The sequence below is a fragment of the Actinoplanes solisilvae genome, assembly GCF_003999975.1.
In the GTDB taxonomy this organism is placed as follows: Bacteria; Actinomycetota; Actinomycetes; order Mycobacteriales; family Micromonosporaceae; genus Actinoplanes; species Actinoplanes solisilvae.
This window is the reverse complement of the sequence record NZ_RJAC01000005.1, coordinates 207,978-223,064: the sequence shown is the minus strand read 5'-3', so window position 1 is coordinate 223,064 and position 15,087 is coordinate 207,978. Positions and strand designations below refer to the sequence as shown.

16 protein-coding genes are annotated in these 15,087 nt (G+C 70.7%); 4 read left to right on the top strand and 12 right to left on the bottom strand.

Annotation, left to right across the window (positions count from 1 at the left end):
- Nucleotides 1-20 precede the first annotated feature (20 nt).
- On the top strand, nucleotides 21-650 hold the full coding sequence (yczE, locus tag EER30_RS16705; protein ID WP_127501372.1) for a membrane protein YczE: 630 nt from the start codon (nucleotides 21-23) through the stop codon (nucleotides 648-650).
- Between the two features lie 326 nt (nucleotides 651-976).
- A complete protein-coding gene (locus EER30_RS16700; protein WP_127501371.1) occupies nucleotides 977-1,405 on the top strand; it encodes a hypothetical protein in 429 nt (142 codons plus the stop codon).
- A 79-nt stretch (nucleotides 1,406-1,484) separates the two neighbouring features.
- Here the strand turns inward: EER30_RS16700 and EER30_RS16695 are convergent, their stop codons facing one another.
- Genes EER30_RS16695 through EER30_RS16685 form a run of 3 tightly spaced genes read right to left on the bottom strand, consistent with a single transcriptional unit; the run spans nucleotide 1,485 to nucleotide 3,832 of the window.
- Complete coding sequence (locus tag EER30_RS16695) at nucleotides 1,485-2,171, bottom strand: MerR family transcriptional regulator (protein WP_127501370.1); 687 nt, start codon at nucleotides 2,169-2,171, stop codon at nucleotides 1,485-1,487.
- A 21-nt stretch (nucleotides 2,172-2,192) separates the two neighbouring features.
- A complete protein-coding gene (gene hisF, locus EER30_RS16690; protein ID WP_127501369.1) occupies nucleotides 2,193-2,954 on the bottom strand; it encodes an imidazole glycerol phosphate synthase subunit HisF in 762 nt (253 codons plus the stop codon).
- On the bottom strand, nucleotides 2,951-3,832 hold the full coding sequence (locus EER30_RS16685; RefSeq protein WP_127501368.1) for an EamA family transporter: 882 nt from the start codon (nucleotides 3,830-3,832) through the stop codon (nucleotides 2,951-2,953). Before EER30_RS16685 ends, hisF begins: the two co-directional genes overlap by 4 nt.
- Nucleotides 3,833-3,904: 72 nt before the next feature.
- On the opposite strand from EER30_RS16685, the gene EER30_RS16680 reads away from it, so the two are divergent.
- Entirely contained in the window at nucleotides 3,905-4,798 is an 894-nt protein-coding gene (locus EER30_RS16680; RefSeq protein ID WP_127501367.1) for a LysR family transcriptional regulator, read from the top strand.
- 48 nt (nucleotides 4,799-4,846) lie between these two features.
- Here EER30_RS16680 and priA read toward each other — a convergent pair whose 3' ends face one another.
- Genes priA through hisD form a run of 7 tightly spaced genes read right to left on the bottom strand, consistent with a single transcriptional unit; the run spans nucleotide 4,847 to nucleotide 9,720 of the window.
- Entirely contained in the window at nucleotides 4,847-5,566 is a 720-nt protein-coding gene (gene priA / locus EER30_RS16675; protein WP_127501366.1) for a bifunctional 1-(5-phosphoribosyl)-5-((5-phosphoribosylamino)methylideneamino)imidazole-4-carboxamide isomerase/phosphoribosylanthranilate isomerase PriA, read from the bottom strand.
- Between the two features lie 16 nt (nucleotides 5,567-5,582).
- Nucleotides 5,583-5,909 carry a hypothetical protein gene (locus EER30_RS16670; RefSeq protein ID WP_127501365.1) on the bottom strand — a complete coding sequence of 109 codons (327 nt, stop codon included), beginning with the start codon at nucleotides 5,907-5,909 and terminating at the stop codon, nucleotides 5,583-5,585.
- Nucleotides 5,910-5,912: 3 nt separating this feature from the next.
- Nucleotides 5,913-6,530 carry an imidazole glycerol phosphate synthase subunit HisH gene (gene hisH / locus EER30_RS16665; protein ID WP_127501364.1) on the bottom strand — a complete coding sequence of 206 codons (618 nt, stop codon included), beginning with the start codon at nucleotides 6,528-6,530 and terminating at the stop codon, nucleotides 5,913-5,915.
- The gene (locus EER30_RS47080) at nucleotides 6,530-6,688 is read right to left on the bottom strand and encodes a hypothetical protein (RefSeq protein ID WP_164842349.1); all 159 of its coding nucleotides are present in this window, start codon (nucleotides 6,686-6,688) and stop codon (nucleotides 6,530-6,532) included. The genes hisH and EER30_RS47080 overlap by 1 nt, the downstream gene beginning before the upstream one ends.
- On the bottom strand, nucleotides 6,688-7,299 hold the full coding sequence (gene hisB / locus EER30_RS16660) for an imidazoleglycerol-phosphate dehydratase HisB (protein WP_127501363.1): 612 nt from the start codon (nucleotides 7,297-7,299) through the stop codon (nucleotides 6,688-6,690). The genes EER30_RS47080 and hisB overlap by 1 nt, the downstream gene beginning before the upstream one ends.
- On the bottom strand, nucleotides 7,296-8,360 hold the full coding sequence (locus EER30_RS16655; protein ID WP_127501362.1) for a histidinol-phosphate transaminase: 1,065 nt from the start codon (nucleotides 8,358-8,360) through the stop codon (nucleotides 7,296-7,298). Before EER30_RS16655 ends, hisB begins: the two co-directional genes overlap by 4 nt.
- Nucleotides 8,361-8,391: 31 nt before the next feature.
- Nucleotides 8,392-9,720: a histidinol dehydrogenase gene (gene hisD / locus EER30_RS16650; RefSeq protein WP_127501361.1), complete on the bottom strand. Its 1,329-nt coding sequence runs from the start codon at nucleotides 9,718-9,720 to the stop codon at nucleotides 8,392-8,394.
- Nucleotides 9,721-9,870: 150 nt separating this feature from the next.
- Between hisD and EER30_RS16645 the strand changes: the two genes are divergently transcribed.
- The gene (locus tag EER30_RS16645; protein WP_127501360.1) at nucleotides 9,871-10,578 is read left to right on the top strand and encodes an LON peptidase substrate-binding domain-containing protein; all 708 of its coding nucleotides are present in this window, start codon (nucleotides 9,871-9,873) and stop codon (nucleotides 10,576-10,578) included.
- A 127-nt stretch (nucleotides 10,579-10,705) separates the two neighbouring features.
- Here EER30_RS16645 and EER30_RS16640 read toward each other — a convergent pair whose 3' ends face one another.
- Nucleotides 10,706-11,491, bottom strand: a complete 786-nt coding sequence (locus EER30_RS16640; RefSeq protein ID WP_240670060.1) for a hypothetical protein — start codon at nucleotides 11,489-11,491, stop codon at nucleotides 10,706-10,708.
- A gap of 55 nt (nucleotides 11,492-11,546) precedes the next feature.
- Nucleotides 11,547-15,080, bottom strand: coding sequence for a DNA polymerase III subunit alpha (gene dnaE, locus EER30_RS16635; protein WP_127501359.1), 3,534 nt, complete (start codon nucleotides 15,078-15,080; stop codon nucleotides 11,547-11,549).
- Between the last annotated feature and the right edge of the window lie 7 nt (nucleotides 15,081-15,087).

Genomic DNA, 15,087 nt, shown 5'->3' with positions numbered 1-15,087 from the left:
TGGCCTTCAGAGTGGCACTCATGAAGCCCAGTGGAGACCGCCGTCTCACCCGCCGCGTCGTTCAGCTCTTCATCGGGCTGGCCCTCTACGGCGTGAGCATGGCGTTCATGGTCGAGTCGGCGCTCGGGCTCAACCCCTGGGACGTGTTCCACCAGGGCCTGTCCGAGGTCACCGGAATGAGCTTCGGCTGGGTGGTGATCCTGCTCGGCATCCCGATCCTGCTGCTGTGGATCCCGCTGCGCCAGCGCCCCGGCTTCGGCACGATCGCCAACCTGGTCGTGATCGGGTTCGTGGTCGACGGCGCGCTGGCCGTGCTGCCCGCGGGTTCCGGCGTCCCGGCGCGGGTCGGCTACCTGGTCGGCGGCATCCTGCTGAACGCGCTGGCGACCGGGCTCTACATCGGCAGCCGGTTCGGGCCCGGACCGCGCGACGGGCTGATGACCGGGATCGTGGGCCGGTTCCCGCGGCTGTCGATCCGGCTCGTCCGCACCACGATCGAACTCTCGGTCCTCCTGGTGGGATTCCTGCTCGGGGGCACGGTCGGGATCGGCACGATCGCGTACGCTCTCGCCATCGGCCCGCTGGTCCATCTCTTCCTGCCGCTGTGCACCGTGCGCGCCCCGGAGGGGGAGCCGGCCCTCGCCCATTGACCCACACGGCGACCTCGTCCACTGACCCGCACGGCCGCTCTCGGCCACTGACCCGCACGGCCGCTCTCGGCCACTGACCCGCACGGCCGCTCTCGCCCGCCGGCGCGAGCGGGCGGCTGAGACGCTGAGCCGGACCTGCTGATCACGCGGGAGCAAGCACGGTCATGCCCGGGCCCTCACGTTCACTCACGCCGAGCTCGTGTCCACATGAGACACGCCGATGGCCCGCCTGATTCGGTTTAGCAGTCAAGATCATCGGTCACAGCTTTGTGATCATCGCGACACATTCGCTTCCCGACGCCGCCGCGGCACGGCATCATTGCCGCATGGGGGCTGGCACCTGGCAATGGAACGACGCTTGGATCTTCGTGAGCGCGGTCATCGCCGAACGCCTCGAGCGTGACCGGGCCCAGCACGCCGCCCTGCCCATGGCCGGGGCGAGCCTGGCCGACGTGCTCGCCGCCGCCGACTTCCTGCACCACAGCGTCCCGGGGCGGGCCGAGCTCGAAGGGTCGATGCGCCGTCTGGCCGGCGCCGGCCTGCTGGTCGTCGAGGACGATCTGGTCGAAGTCGCCCCGGCCGGCGAGCAGCTCTGGCGCGGCCGGCCCTTCAGCGGCCTGTCGTCGGCCGTCATGACGTTGCAGACCCAGCTCAACCGCGCGAGCGAGCCCGGCGACTTCGACTGGACCCTCGACGACCAGACCTACAACGCCGCCGTCCGCGAATACCGCCACCGCCTCGCCGACGACCGCTGAACCCGGCGACCGCTGAACCCGGCGACCGCTGAAAAGGGAGCCGTCGAGCCGGCGGATCGGCGCTGAGCGGGAGCGCGGCTCAGGGCAGGCGGCTCGCCAGCTCGGCGATGCGCGACCAGGCCGGCGAGGCGGCGCCGGCCGTCACGGCGGCGAGATGGGCGGCGGCCGGGTCGGCTGGCGCCTCCGCCTGCTCCCCCGGGTCGCGGGCGGCGAACCAGTCACGCGTCCGCCGAGCGAGCGGAAACAAGCGCGGATCGTCGGGCGACCAGTCGAACGCGGCGTCGTACTCGACGTAGATCGCGCGGTACTCCGGGTCGGTGCCGGCGTCGAGCTTATCGGTGGCCCAGGCCGCGGCCTGCTCGGGTGCCACCGACTGGAGCAGGATCCACAGGTCCCGCTCCAGCCGGATGCTGCGCTCGCCGACCCCGGCCCGGCGCAGCTCGTCCAGATAGCCGGCGACGTTGGCCGAGACGAACAGCCGGTCGCCACTGTGGAGCTGCGCGATCCGCTCCCGGGTGCGGCGCAGCTCCTCGGCCCGCTCGTTCAGAGCACGGTCGATCTCGGCGATGGCGACCGCGAACTCCTCCGGCCCGGCGGCGAGCATCGCGCGGATCCGGGCCAGCGGGACCCCCGCCTGCACCAACGTTCTGATCTTGACGAGTTGGATCGCGTGGTCCGCGTCGTACCGCCGGTAGCCGGACGAGTCGCGCTCCGGCTCCGGCAGCAGCCCCCGGTCGTGATAAACCCGTACGGCCTTGATCGTCACGCCCGCAAGGTCAAGAGCCTTTCACCGTACGGGGTTGCCGGCCTCGCGCAGCGACTGCTTGACCTCGCCGATCGTCAGGTCTCCGAAGTGGAACACGCTGGCTGCCAGCACCGCGTCGGCGCCCGCCGTCACCGCGGGCGGGAAGTGCTCGACGGCCCCCGCCCCGCCGCTGGCGATCACCGGGATGTCGACCACCTCGCGAACCGCCGCGATCAGGTCGAGGTCGAAGCCCGCCTTGGTGCCGTCGGCGTCCATCGAGTTGAGCAGAATCTCGCCCGCGCCCAGCGCGGCCACCCGCGCCGCCCACTCGATCGCGTCGAGCCCGGCGCTGCGCCGCCCGCCGTGGGTCGTCACCTCCCAGCCGCTCGGCTGCGAATCCGACCGCCGCACGTCGAGCGAGAGCACGAGCACCTGGTTACCGAAACGCTCCGCGATCTCCCGGATCAGCGAAGGGCGGGCGATCGCGGCCGTGTTCACGCCCACCTTGTCGGCGCCGGCGCGCAGGAGCACGTCGACGTTCTCGACCGACCGCACACCGCCGCCCACGGTCAGCGGGATGAACACCGACTCGGCCGTACGCCGGACCACGTCGAGCATCGTGCCGCGGTCGTCGGACGAGGCCGTCACGTCGAGGAAGGTCAGCTCGTCGGCGCCGGCCGCGTCGTAAGCGGCGGCCAGCTCGACCGGGTCGCCGGCGTCGCGCAGGTCGACGAAGTTGACCCCTTTGACAACCCGTCCCGCGTCCACGTCGAGGCAGGGGATCACACGCACAGCAACCGTCATGCTCCAACTTTAACGAGCCCGGACGGCACCACGCGGAACCTGGTCAGCCCCAACAGGATGCCGCCCACGACGAGCACTCCCCCGGCGATGTCGACGGCGTGGATCCGCTCGCCCAGGAAGAGAGCGGCCGACGCCATGCCAAAGAACGGGACGAGCATGGAGAACGGTGCGACGGTCGAGGCCCCGTACGCCTTGAGCAGTGACCCCCAGACCGCGAAGCCGGCCAGGGTCGAGATCAACGCGACGTAGAGCAGGGCCGACAGCGCCTCGAGGTCGATCGCCCGGACCGCGGCCCAGTCGGCGGACGGCCCGTCGACCAGCAACGACAGCACGATCAACGGCCCGGACGCGACGGCGCTGACCCAGACCATGAAGCGCAAGGTGTCGGGCGGGGACGCCTTGCGGGTGACGACGTTCGACAGCCCCCACGCGACGGCCGCCCCGATGATCAACAGGAACGCGCCGAGGTTCGCCCCCATCCGGGTCGCCACCAGACCCACCCCGGCCAGGGCCAAGGCAAGACCGGCCATCTGTACGGGCCGGGGCCGCTCGCGCAGCAGAAGGACCGCGAAGAACAGCGTGAACACGGCCTGGCTCTGCAGCACCAGCGAGCTGAGCCCGGCCGGCATCCCCGCCGCCATCCCGCCGAAGAGCAGCGAGAACTTGGTGACGCCGAGGATCAGCCCGACCGCGATGATCCAGCGCCACGGCACCTGGGGGCGTCCGACGAAGAGCACGGCCGGGAACGCGGCCAGGGTGAAGCGCAACGCGTTGAACAGCAGCGGCGGGAAGTGGTCGAGGCCGGTCTCGATCACCACGAAGTTGAAGCCCCAAACAGCCATGACGGCCACGGCCAGGCCGATGTCGCGCGGTCTCATGGGTTCAGCCTCGGCCACCAGGACCGTTAAGCACTATCGAAATGTGCTTCACTCAAGTTGTAGCCTGACTGAATGATCGATCTGGGTCGGCTCCGGGCGTTGCACGCCGTGGCCAGCTACAAGACCGTGCTCGCGGCCGGTGAGGCGCTGCATTGCACGCCGTCCGCCGTCTCGCAGCAGCTCGCCAAGCTCGAACGCGAGACCGGCGCCACACTCGTCGAGAAAGACGGGCGGCGGTTACGGCTCACCGAGGCCGGCCAGATCCTCGCGCGTCATGCCGAAAAAGTATTGGCGACGGTGGACGAGGCCGAGGCGGCACTCGCCGCTCATCGCGACACGGTGGTCGGCCGGCTGACCGTGGCGGCCTTCGCGACGGCGTGCCGCGCGCTGCTGCCGTACGCGTTGCATCGCCTCGCCTCGGAACACCCACAGCTCAGCACCGGTCTGGTCGAGGTCAACCCGCACGAGGGTCTCGAGTCGCTGCACCGCGGGCACGTCGATCTGGCCGTGCTCGACGACTGGCCCGAGGTAGCTCTGCGATACCCGAAAGGCATCAATCACGTCGAGCTGGGTTGGGACGTCGCCGATCTGGTCGTGCCGACAGGGCATCGATTCGGCGACTCGGTCGCGTTGTCGCGCCTGAGGAACGAGCGGTGGATCGCGGCGAAATCCGGCGACATCTGCCACGAATGGCTGCTGCGCGTGCTTCCCGGAGTGCAGCCCGACTTCCACGTCGGCGAGTTCGAGACCCAGCTCACCCTGATCGCAGCCGGTCTCGGCATCGCGGTCATCCCCCGGCTCGCGCGCTCCGACAAACTGCCCGAGGGCGTACGGGTGGTGCGCATCACGCCGCCGCCGAAGCGCCGCGTCGTGATCGCCTGGCGCGAGGCCTCCGCCGCCCGCCCAGCGGTTCAGGCGACGGTGGAGGCACTGCGCGCGTCGTGGCTCAGGAAAGGACTGCCATAACCGGGCGTCGTGGCTCAGGAAAGGACTGCCATAACCGGGCGTCGTGGCTCAGGAAAGGACCTGCAGAGCCTCTCGCACGGTGAACGCGCCCGCGTAGAGCGCCTTCCCCGCGATCACGCCCTCGACCCCGACCGGCTCGAGCGTGGCGAGGGCCCGCAGATCGTCCAGCGTGGACACCCCGCCGCTGGCGATGATCGGCTTGTCGGTGGCCGCGCACACCTCGCGCAGCAGGTCGAGGTTCGGCCCGCGCATCGTGCCGTCCTTGGTGATGTCGGTGACGACGTAGCGCGACGCGCCGGCCTTGTCGAGCCGGGCCAGCACCTCGTAGAGGTCGCCGCCGTCCCGGGTCCAGCCGCGCGCCGACAGCGTGCGGCCGCGCACGTCGAGCCCGATCGCGACCCGGTCGCCGTACTCGGCCACCACGCGGTCGCACCACTCCGGGTCCTCGAGGGCGGCGGTGCCGATGTTGACCCGCTCGCAGCCTGTCGCCAGCGCCCGGGTCAGCGACTCGTCGTCGCGGATGCCGCCGGACAGCTCGACCTTGACGTCGAGGCGGCCGACCACACCGGCCAGCAGTTCGGCGTTCGAGCCCCGCCCGAAGGCCGCGTCGAGGTCGACCAGGTGCACCCACTCGGCTCCGTCGTTCTGCCAGGCCAGGGCGGCCTCGAGCGGGTCGCCGTAGGCCGTCTCGGAGCCGGCGGCGCCCTGCACGAGGCGGACGGCCTGACCGTCGGCGACATCGACCGCGGGCAGCAGGGTCAGGGTCATCGATCTTCCTTCGGTGTCATCCGGCCTTGCGCCCCAGGATCACGACGACCAGGGCCGGTACGGACAGAACGAGCAGCGTGGTGAGCACGATGCGCAACGACAGATCGGGCACCAGCAGCCAGACCGCGGCGGCGATCACGAGCGGGACCAGCACGATGCCGACCCGCTCGCTCCGGCTGCGACGGTGCAGCCGGCCCGAGTTGCGCGTACGGGTGCGGGGCCTGAGCCGTTTGACCAGCGACCGCCGCCGTTGCCGCCGGGCCACCTTGCGGGCCCGGGCGGACTTCTCCTTCTCCAGCACGGCGAGGCGTTCGGCCCGCCGCCGGGCGCGTTCCTTCGACATGGCTCAGAGACCGGCGACCCAGTTGCGCAGCAGCCCGTAGCCGGCGTCGCCGGACTTCTCCGGGTGGAACTGCGCGGCGCTGAGCGACCCGAGCTCGACCGCCGCCGCGAACGGCCGGTCGTGACTCGCCGTGGTCACCTTCGCCCCGGCCCGCCGCAACAGGTCAAGGTCATTGGCCGCGTACGAGTGAACGAAGTAGAACCGTTCGTCGGCGAGCCCGGCCAGCAGCGCCGACCCCGGCGGCACGTCGACGGTGTTCCAGCCCATGTGCGGGATGCGCTCGGCCGTGAGCCGGTTCACCACCCCCGGCAGCAGGCCCAGGCCCTTGGTCTCGACCCCGTGCTCGACGCCGGCGTCGAAAAGGATCTGCATGCCCACGCAGATGCCCAGCGTCGGACGCCCGGCGGCGACCCGTGCCGCGATCATCGGTCCCGCGTCGATCTTCTCGATGCCGGCCATGCAGGCCGCGTACGCCCCCACGCCCGGAACGACCAGCCCGTCAGCCTCGGCCGCAGCCGTCAGGTCGCTGGTCACCGTGGTCTCGGCCCCGGTGCGCGCCACGGCCCGTTCGGCCGAGCGCAGGTTGCCTGACCCGTAGTCGAGGACCACGATCTTCGGCATCAGCTGTCCCCGGGGAGCAGCCAGAGCACGCCGCCCGCCGTCGCCAGGGCGGCGAGCACCCCGACCAGGCCGATGCTGAACTTGGTGGCCCCCGACTTCACGAGCTGCACCACACCGCCGGCCAGGAACCCGGCCACGATGAACAGCACGACCGCCATCAGAGCACGCCCTTTGTCGACGGGAGCTGCCCGGCGTTGCGCGGATCGATCTCGACGGCCTCGCGCAGCGCCCGCGAGAACGCCTTGAACTGGGTCTCGACGACGTGGTGGGCGTCGGCCTTGCCACCGTCGCGGGCGGCCCGCAGCACGCTGACGTGCAGGGTGAGCCGGGCCGCGTGGCCGAACGACTCGAAAATGTGCCGGGTCATGCTGGTCGGGTAGACCGGGCCGATGTAGGGCGCGAGCTCGGGCTCATCGTGCACGACGTAGGGCCGGCCGGAAAGGTCGACCGCCGCGCGGACCAGCACCTCGTCCATCGGGATGGTCGCCGACCCGTACCGCCGGATGCCGGCCTTGTCGCCCAGCGCGCGCGAGAAGGCCTCGCCGAGCGCGATGGCGGTGTCTTCCATGGTGTGGTGGGCGTCGATCTCAAGGTCGCCCTCGGTGCGCACCAGCAGGTCGAAGCCGCCGTGCCGGGCGAGCTGGTTGAGCATGTGGTCGTAGAAGCCGACGCCGGTGCTCAGGTCGCCCTTGCCGGTGCCGTCGAGGTCGATCTCGACGAGCACCTTGGTCTCGTTGGTGACGCGCTCGACGCGCGCGGTGCGGCTCACTGCAGGGCCTCCAGGAATGCATCGGTTTCGGCAGGGGTGCCGGCGGTCACTCGCAGCCAGCCCGGCAGGCCGACGTCGCGGATCAGCACGCCGCGGTCGAGCAGGCGACGCCAGGCGACCGTCTGGTCGCCGCCGACCTCGAAGAGCACGAAGTTGGCGTCGCTGTCGGCCACCTTGAACCCACGCTCACGCAGGGTGGTGACGATGCGGTCACGCTGCTGCTTGATCGTCTCGACGGTGGCGAGCAGGGCGTCACGCTGCGACAGGGCCGCGCGGGCGGCGGCCTGGGTCAGCGCGGACAGGTGATAGGGCAGCCGCACGAGCTGCACCGCGTCGACCACGGCGGGATCGGCGGCCAGATAGCCCAGGCGACCCCCGGCGAAGCCGAACGCCTTGCTCATCGTGCGCGTGACCACCAGGCGCGGGTGGCCCGGCAGCAGGGTCAGCGCGCTCGGCACGCCGGGCCGGGCGAATTCCGCGTACGCCTCGTCGACGACGACCATGCCGCGGGCCGACTCGAGCACGGCCGTGACCACCTCGGGGTCGAGCGCCGTGCCGGTCGGGTTGTTCGGCGAGCACAGGAAGACCAGGTCGGGATCGTGCTCCTCGATCTGGGCCACCGCGGCCGCCGGGGACAGCCCGAAGTCGGGATCACGCAGCGCGCCGACCCACCGGCTGCCGGTCCCCTGGGCCAGCAGGGGGTGCATCGAATAGGACGGGCCGAAGCCGAGCGCCACCCGGCCCGGCCCGGCGAACGCCTGCAGAAGCTGCTGCTGCACCTCGTTCGATCCGTTCGCCGCCCACGTGCCGGCCGCGGTCAGACCATGCCCGAGGTAGTCGGCCAGGTCGGCGCGCAAGGCGGACGCGTCCCGGTCGGGGTAGCGGTTGAGATCGCGCAGCTCGGCCTGCACCGCCTTGGCGATCGCGTCGACCACCGCCTCGGGCAGCGGATAGCTGTTCTCATTCGTGTTGAGCCGCACAGCGACGTCGAGCTGCGGAGCCCCGTACGGCGTCTTGCCGCGCAGGTCGTCCCGGATGGGCAGATCGTCAATGGTCGTCACGCCGTACCCCCGGTTGCCGTTCTGTCGGTGCTCATGCCTCGAACCTCGCTCGCACCGCGTCGCCGTGAGCCGGCAGATCTTCCGCGTTGGCCAGCGTGACGACATGGCCGGCGACATCGCGCAGGGCGGCCTCGTCGTATTCGATGACGTGGACGCCGCGCAGGAACGACTGCACCGACAGGCCCGACGAGTGACGCGCGCAACCGCCCGTGGGCAGCACGTGGTTGGAGCCGGCCGCGTAGTCGCCCAGCGACACCGGCGACCACGCGCCCACGAAGATCGCGCCGGCGTTACGCACCCGCATCGCCCACTCGCGCGCGTCGCGGGTCTGGATCTCAAGGTGCTCGGCCGCGTAGGCGTCGACGACGCGCAAGCCCTGCTCGAGGTCGTCGACCAGCACGACGCCGGACTGCTCGCCGGCCAGCGCGGTCTGCACCCGGGCGGCGTGCTTGGTCGTCGCCACCTGGCGCAGCAACTCGGCGTCGACCGCCTCGGCCAGCGCGGTCGAATCGGTGACCAGCACGCTCGCGGCGAGCGGGTCGTGCTCGGCCTGGCTGATCAGGTCGGCCGCGACGTGGCGCGGGTCGGCGGTGTCGTCGGCCAGGATCGCGATCTCGGTCGGGCCGGCCTCGGCGTCGATGCCGACCACGCCGCGCAGCAGGCGCTTGGCCGCGGTGACCCAGATGTTGCCGGGCCCGGTGATCACGTCGACCGGCTCGCAGCGGTCGCCCTCGTCGGAGCCGTCGGAGCCGTCGGAGCCGTCGGAGCCGTAGCCGAGCATGGCGATCGCCTGGGCGCCACCGACGGCGTAGACCTCGTCGACGCCGAGCAGGGCGCAGGCGGCCAGGACGCGCGAGTCGGGCAGGCCGCCGTTCTCCTTCTGCGGCGGGCTGGCGACGACCAGAGCCTCGACGCCGGCCTCTTGGGCAGGCACAACGTTCATGACCACGGTGGACGGATAGACGGCCAGGCCGCCGGGCACGTAGAGCCCGACGCGGCGTACCGGGAGGAAACGCTCGGTGACCGTGCCACCGGGGACGACCTTGGTGACGAGGTCGGCGCGGCGCTGGTCGGCGTGGACCTTGCGGGCGCGCTCGATCGCCACCTCAAGCGCGGCGCGCACCTCGGGCTCGAGGGTCTCGGCGGCGGCGGCGATCGCGGCGGCCGGCACCCGCAGCCGCTCGAGGGTCACCCCGTCGAACCGCTCGGTCGCCTCGCGGATCGCCGAGAAGCCGTGCTGATGGACCGACTCGACGACCGGGCGGATCTGCTCGACGGCCACAGAGACGTCGAGCTGGGCACGGGGCAGCAGGCCTCGCGGGTCCCGGTGGGAGCCGCGCAGGTCGATCCGATTCAGCACGTCGCCAAGTTTAGGCGGACCTCGCGGCAAAACCGCGTCCGCCGCAGCCAGGCCCGAGTGCTGGGACGTCGATCACCCGCCCGGACCACCCGCTCCGGTACGCCGGGCGTGACGGGTTGACCATGAGGGGGTGACCGATAGGCTGAACCCGTGAGCAAGCGGCTGCCGGTGTTCCCGCTGGGTACGGTGCTGTTCCCGGGCTTGGTGCTGCCCCTGCACATCTTCGAGGAGCGATACCGCACGCTCGTACGCGAACTGGTCGCCAGCCCCGACGAGGGCCCGCACGAATTCGGCGTGGTGACCCTGCGCTACGGCGCCGAGGCCCCGGCCCCCGACAGCGCCGACGGCCCAGCCGCCGAAGACCCGCCGATCACGGTCAAAGACCTTTACCCGACCGGCTGCACAGCCGAGCTGCGCCAGGTCACCGAGCTGCCCGACGGCCGCTACGACATCATGACCGTCGGCCGGCGCCGCTTCACGATCAAAGACGTGCGGCAGGACGACGAGCCCTACCTCACGGCCGACGTCGAATGGCTCCCCGAGGAATCGGCCGACGAGACGGCCGAGCTGCTCGCGCCGCGGGCGCTGGCCGCCTTCCGCGCCTACCTCGAACTGCTGCGGCCCGACTCCGAGGTGCTCGACGCCGTCCCCGGCGACGCGACGGTCCTGTCCCACCTGATCGCCGCGACCGCCCAGCTCACCACCGACGAGCGCCAGCTGCTGCTCGCCGCCCCCGACACGGCGACCCGCCTGCGCACCGAGCTGAAACTGCTCAACCGCGAGGCCGGCCTGCTGGCCCGCGTGCGCGCCGTCCCGGTCCCCCTGAGCGACCTGGCCCGCCCCGCCAGCCCGAACTAGCCACCGCTCGCCGCAAAGGTCCCCGCGGTGGTCGCGGCGCGGAAACACCCCTCCCACCGCCGGCCGCATCGACTCGCCAAGCCCTCAACGGCACGGCCCGCCCTGCTTGGACCGGGCAGACAAGCCCTCAGACGCGCGGCTCGCCCGGCGGCAGGTAGGACGGTTGCTCGTCGGGGTAGTCGTTGTTCGGGCCATAGCCGGGATGAGCGCCCGACCGGTCGAGGTCGGGGTCGTTGGACCAGCCGGCCAGCAACGTCAGGACGATCGCGGCCGCGAATGCCGGCACCAGGGTCGGCCCCAGGGAGTGCACCTCGGGCGGGGCCAGATAGGTCGCGCCCTGCTGGGCCGTCTCGACCCAGCGCTGGTAGCCGCCGCGGCCGATCTTCTCGCCGATCCACGGGGCGACCAGCCAGCCCGCGCCGAGGGTGCCCAGCACGACGCCCAGCAGCAGGAACGGCCCCCGGTCGCGGCGCAGCAGCAGCCAGGCGCCGATGGCGACGAGCAGGCCGAACCCGAGGCCGAGCAGGGCGAACCAGCCGTCGGCGGCGATGTATTCCTCGGGGGACGGGTCGTTGACGACCACGCCCTGCTGGCCCGCGTTGATCACCGGCACTGCGGGGGCCAGGAAATGCCAGAGGACGCCCAGTGGCGCGCCCAGCGCGAGCACGGCCAGGAAGACGCCGACGGCCACGATGACTGTGCGTTTCCACGGCCGGGGGCTTGAGGCCCGTACGTTCCAGGCCTGGGCGAAACCGCTGGGGCTGGCGGCCGGGCCGGAGGGGTGTGCGAGGCCGAAGCCGGCCTCGGGTGTGCCGTAACCCACCGTGCCGCCTTCGGGGCTCCCGTAACCGCCGTGCGTGGTGGCGGGGTCGCCCGGCTGGTGCGGGGGTGCCGGTTCCTGACTCGCGTTCACCCTACGATCCTGCCAGGTGCCGCACGCCTCCGTCGCGCGTGCCCGCTCACGTCTCTCAGGCCACCGCTGACGGGCCGAGGATCGTCTTGAGGTCGGCCCGCAGCGCCGGTGTCGGCGCGACCCGCACCGCGCCCAGCCGCAGCACCGTCGTACGGCTGCCGTTCTGCAGGTGGACGTGCACCTCGGCGTCGCCGGGATGGCTGCTCAAGATCTCTTTCAGTTCCGACACCAGCGGCGGGGTGCAGCGGGTGATCGGCATGGTCAGGGTGACCGGTTTGCTGTCGGGGTTGTGGCTGACGTCGGGCAGCGACATGTCCATCGCCATGATGCGCGGGGTGTCGTCGCGGCGGTCGACGCGGCCCTTGACCACGACGATCGCGTCTTCGGCGATGAACTGGCCGATCACCTCGTAGGTGTTCGGGAAGAACAGCGCCTCGACGCCGCCGGCCAGGTCTTCGAGGGTGGCCGAGGCCCAGGCGCGGCCCTGCTTGGTGATGCGGCGCTGCACCCCGGTGAGGATGCCGGCGAGCGTGACGACCTGGCCGTCACCGACCGTGCCCTCTTCGTTCAGCGCGGCGATCGTCGTGTCGGCCGAGTTCATCAGCAGCTGTTCGAGGCCGGCGAGCGGGTGGTCGCTGACGTAGAGGCCGAGCATCTCGCGCTCGAAGGCCAGTTTGTCGCGCTTGTCCCACTCGGAGTCGCCGATGGTGGGCATGGCGACCGTGGCCGCGTTGCCGCCCTCGACGTCGCCGAACGCGCCGAAAAGGTCGAACTGGCCGGCCGCCTCGTTGCGCTTGACGTCGGCGTACGCGTCGATGGCCTCGGCGTGCACGGCGAGCAGACCCTTGCGGCTGTGCCCCATGGAGTCGAACGCGCCCGCCTTGATCAGGGATTCAATCGTCTTCTTGTTGCAGGCGACGGCGTCCACCTTGGACAAGAAGTCGTAGAAGTCCTGATATTTGCCCTTCTCCTCGCGGCAGCGGGAGATCGCCTCGACCACGTTGTTGCCGACGTTGCGCACGGCGGCCAGGCCGAACCGGATGTCCTTGCCGACCGGGGTGAATGGGCCGGCGGACTCGTTGACGTCGGGCGGCAGGACCTGGATGCCCATGCGCCGGCACTCGGCCAGGTACATCGCCATCTTGTCCTTGTCGTCGCCGACGCTGGTCAGCAGACCGCCCATGTATTCGGCCGGGTAGTGCGCCTTCAGGTAGGCCGTCCAGTAGGACACCAGGCCGTAGGCGGCGGAGTGCGCCTTGTTGAACGCGTAACCGGCGAACGGGACCAGCACGTCCCACACCGCCTGGATCGCCTGGTCGGAGTAGCCGTGCTGGCGGCAGCCGTCGCGGAACGGCCCGAACTCCTTGTCGAGGATCTCCTTCTTCTTCTTACCCATCGCGCGGCGCAGCAGGTCGGCCTGGCCGAGTGTGTAGCCGGCCAGGATCTGCGCGGCCCGCTGCACCTGCTCCTGATAGACGATCAGGCCGTACGTCGGTTCGAGGATCTCGCGCAGCGGTTCCTCGAGCTCGGGGTGGATCGGCGTGATGTCCTGCAGTTTGTTCTTGCGCAGGGCGTAGTTGGTGTGCGATTCGACGCCCATCGGGCCGGGACGGTACAGCGCCAGGACGGCGGAGATGTCCTCGAAGTTGTCGGGCTTCATCAGCCGCAGCAGCGAGCGCATCGGGCCGCCGTCGAGCTGGAAGACGCCGAGCGTGTCGCCGCGGGCCAGCAGCTCGTAGGCCTGCGGGTCGTCGAGCGGCAGGGCCAGCAGGTCGAGGTCGAGGCCGTGGTTGAGCTTGATGTTCTTGACGGCGTCGTCGAGGATCGTCAGGTTGCGAAGACCCAGGAAGTCCATCTTCAGCAGGCCGAGCGTCTCACAGGTCGGGTAGTCGAACTGCGTGATGATCACGCCGTCGGAGGCCCGGCGCATGAGCGGGATGTGGTCGATGATCGGCTCGGCTGACATGATCACGCCGGCCGCGTGGACACCGGTCTGGCGGATCAGCCCCTCGATGCCGCGTGCGGTGTCGATCACCTTCTTGACGTCGGGATCGGTCTCGTAGAGCGTGCGGACCTCGCCGGCCTCGCTGTAGCGCTTGTGCTCCTTGTCGAAGATGCCCGACAGCGGGATGCCCTTGCCCATGACGTCGGGCGGCAGCGCCTTGGTGATGCGGTCGCCGACCGCGAACGGGTAGCCCAGCACCCGGGCCGAGTCCTTGATCGCGGCCTTCGCCTTGATCGTGCCGAAGGTGGCGATCTGGGCGACCTTGTCGTCGCCCCAGCGCTCGGTGACGTAGCGGATGACCTCGCCCCGGCGACGCTCGTCGAAGTCGATGTCGACGTCGGGCATCGAGATGCGCTCGGGGTTGAGGAACCGCTCGAAGATCAGGCCGTGCGGCAGCGGGTCGAGGTCGGTGATGCCCATCGCGTACGCCACCAGGGAGCCCGCGGCCGAGCCACGGCCGGGGCCGACGGCGATGCCGTTGCGCTTGGACCACTGGATGAAGTCGGCGACGACGAGGAAGTAGGCCGGGAAGCCCATCTGGATGATGACGCCGAGCTCGTACTCCGCCTGCTTGATGTGCGTGTCGGGGATGCCGTCGGGGAAGCGGGCGCGCAGCCCCTCGAACGCGACGTGACGGAAGTATTCCTCTTCGGTGTAGCCGTCGGGGATCGGGAACCGGGGCATCAGGTTCTTGAACGAGAACATGCCCTCGGTCTCGACCCGCTCGGCCACCAGCAGCGTCGTGCGGCAGCCTTCCTGCCAGGCCTCGGACGAGTCGACCGCGCGCATCTGGTCGGCCGACTTGACGAAATAGCCGTTGCCGTCGAAACGGAACCGGTTGGGGTCGGCCACGTTGCTGCCGGTCTGCACACACAGCAGCACGTCGTGGGCGGCGGACTGTTCCTCGTAGACGTAGTGCGAGTCGTTGGTGACCAGCGGCTTGATGTCGAGCTTGCGGCCGATCTCGAGCAGGCCGTCGCGCACCCGCTTCTCGATCGACAGGCCGTGGTCCATGATCTCGAGGAAGTAGTTGTCCTTCCCGAGCGCCTCCTGGTACATCGCGGCGGACTTCAGGGCCTCGTCGAACTGGCCGAGCCGCAGCCGGGTCTGCACCGCGCCCGACGGGCAGCCGGTCGTGCCCATGATGCCCTCGGCGTGCTCGGCGATGATGTCGAAGTCCATGCGCGGGTATTTACCGAGCTGGCCCTCGATCGACGCCCGCGAGTTCAGGCGGAACAGGTTCTTCAGGCCGACGGCGTTGCGGGCCCACATCGTCATGTGGGTGTAGGCGCCGCTGCCGGAGACGTCGTCGCCCTTCTGCTCGGGGCGGCCCCACTTGATGCGGCTCTTGGTGAGGCGCGACTCGGGCGCCAGGTAGGCCTCGACACCGATCACCGGGATGATGCCGGCCGCCTTGGCCTGGGTGTAGAAGTCGTAGGCGCCGTGCATGTTGCCGTGGTCGGTGATCGCCGCGGCGGGCATGCCGAGCCGGTTGGCCTCGGCCAGCAACTCCTTGACGCGGGCGGCTCCGTCGAGCATCGAATACTCGGTGTGCACATGTAGATGCACGAACGAGTCAGACACCCCGGGC

What these genes read in the sequence shown, in the direction of transcription:
- hisH (WP_127501364.1), bottom strand. Translation starts at nt 6,530, where the DNA reads ATGCCGAAGATCGTGGTCCTCGACTACGGGTCAGGCAACCTGCGCTCG.
- EER30_RS47080 (WP_164842349.1), bottom strand. Translation starts at nt 6,688, where the DNA reads ATGGCGGTCGTGCTGTTCATCGTGGCCGGGTTCCTGGCCGGCGGTGTG.
- EER30_RS16670 (WP_127501365.1), bottom strand. Translation starts at nt 5,909, where the DNA reads ATGTCGAAGGAACGCGCCCGGCGGCGGGCCGAACGCCTCGCCGTGCTG.
- priA (WP_127501366.1), bottom strand. Translation starts at nt 5,566, where the DNA reads ATGACCCTGACCCTGCTGCCCGCGGTCGATGTCGCCGACGGTCAGGCC.
- EER30_RS16680 (WP_127501367.1), top strand. Translation starts at nt 3,905, where the DNA reads ATGATCGATCTGGGTCGGCTCCGGGCGTTGCACGCCGTGGCCAGCTAC.
- hisF (WP_127501369.1), bottom strand. Translation starts at nt 2,954, where the DNA reads ATGACGGTTGCTGTGCGTGTGATCCCCTGCCTCGACGTGGACGCGGGA.
- EER30_RS16700 (WP_127501371.1), top strand. Translation starts at nt 977, where the DNA reads ATGGGGGCTGGCACCTGGCAATGGAACGACGCTTGGATCTTCGTGAGC.
- EER30_RS16685 (WP_127501368.1), bottom strand. Translation starts at nt 3,832, where the DNA reads ATGAGACCGCGCGACATCGGCCTGGCCGTGGCCGTCATGGCTGTTTGG.
- yczE (WP_127501372.1), top strand. Translation starts at nt 21, where the DNA reads ATGAAGCCCAGTGGAGACCGCCGTCTCACCCGCCGCGTCGTTCAGCTC.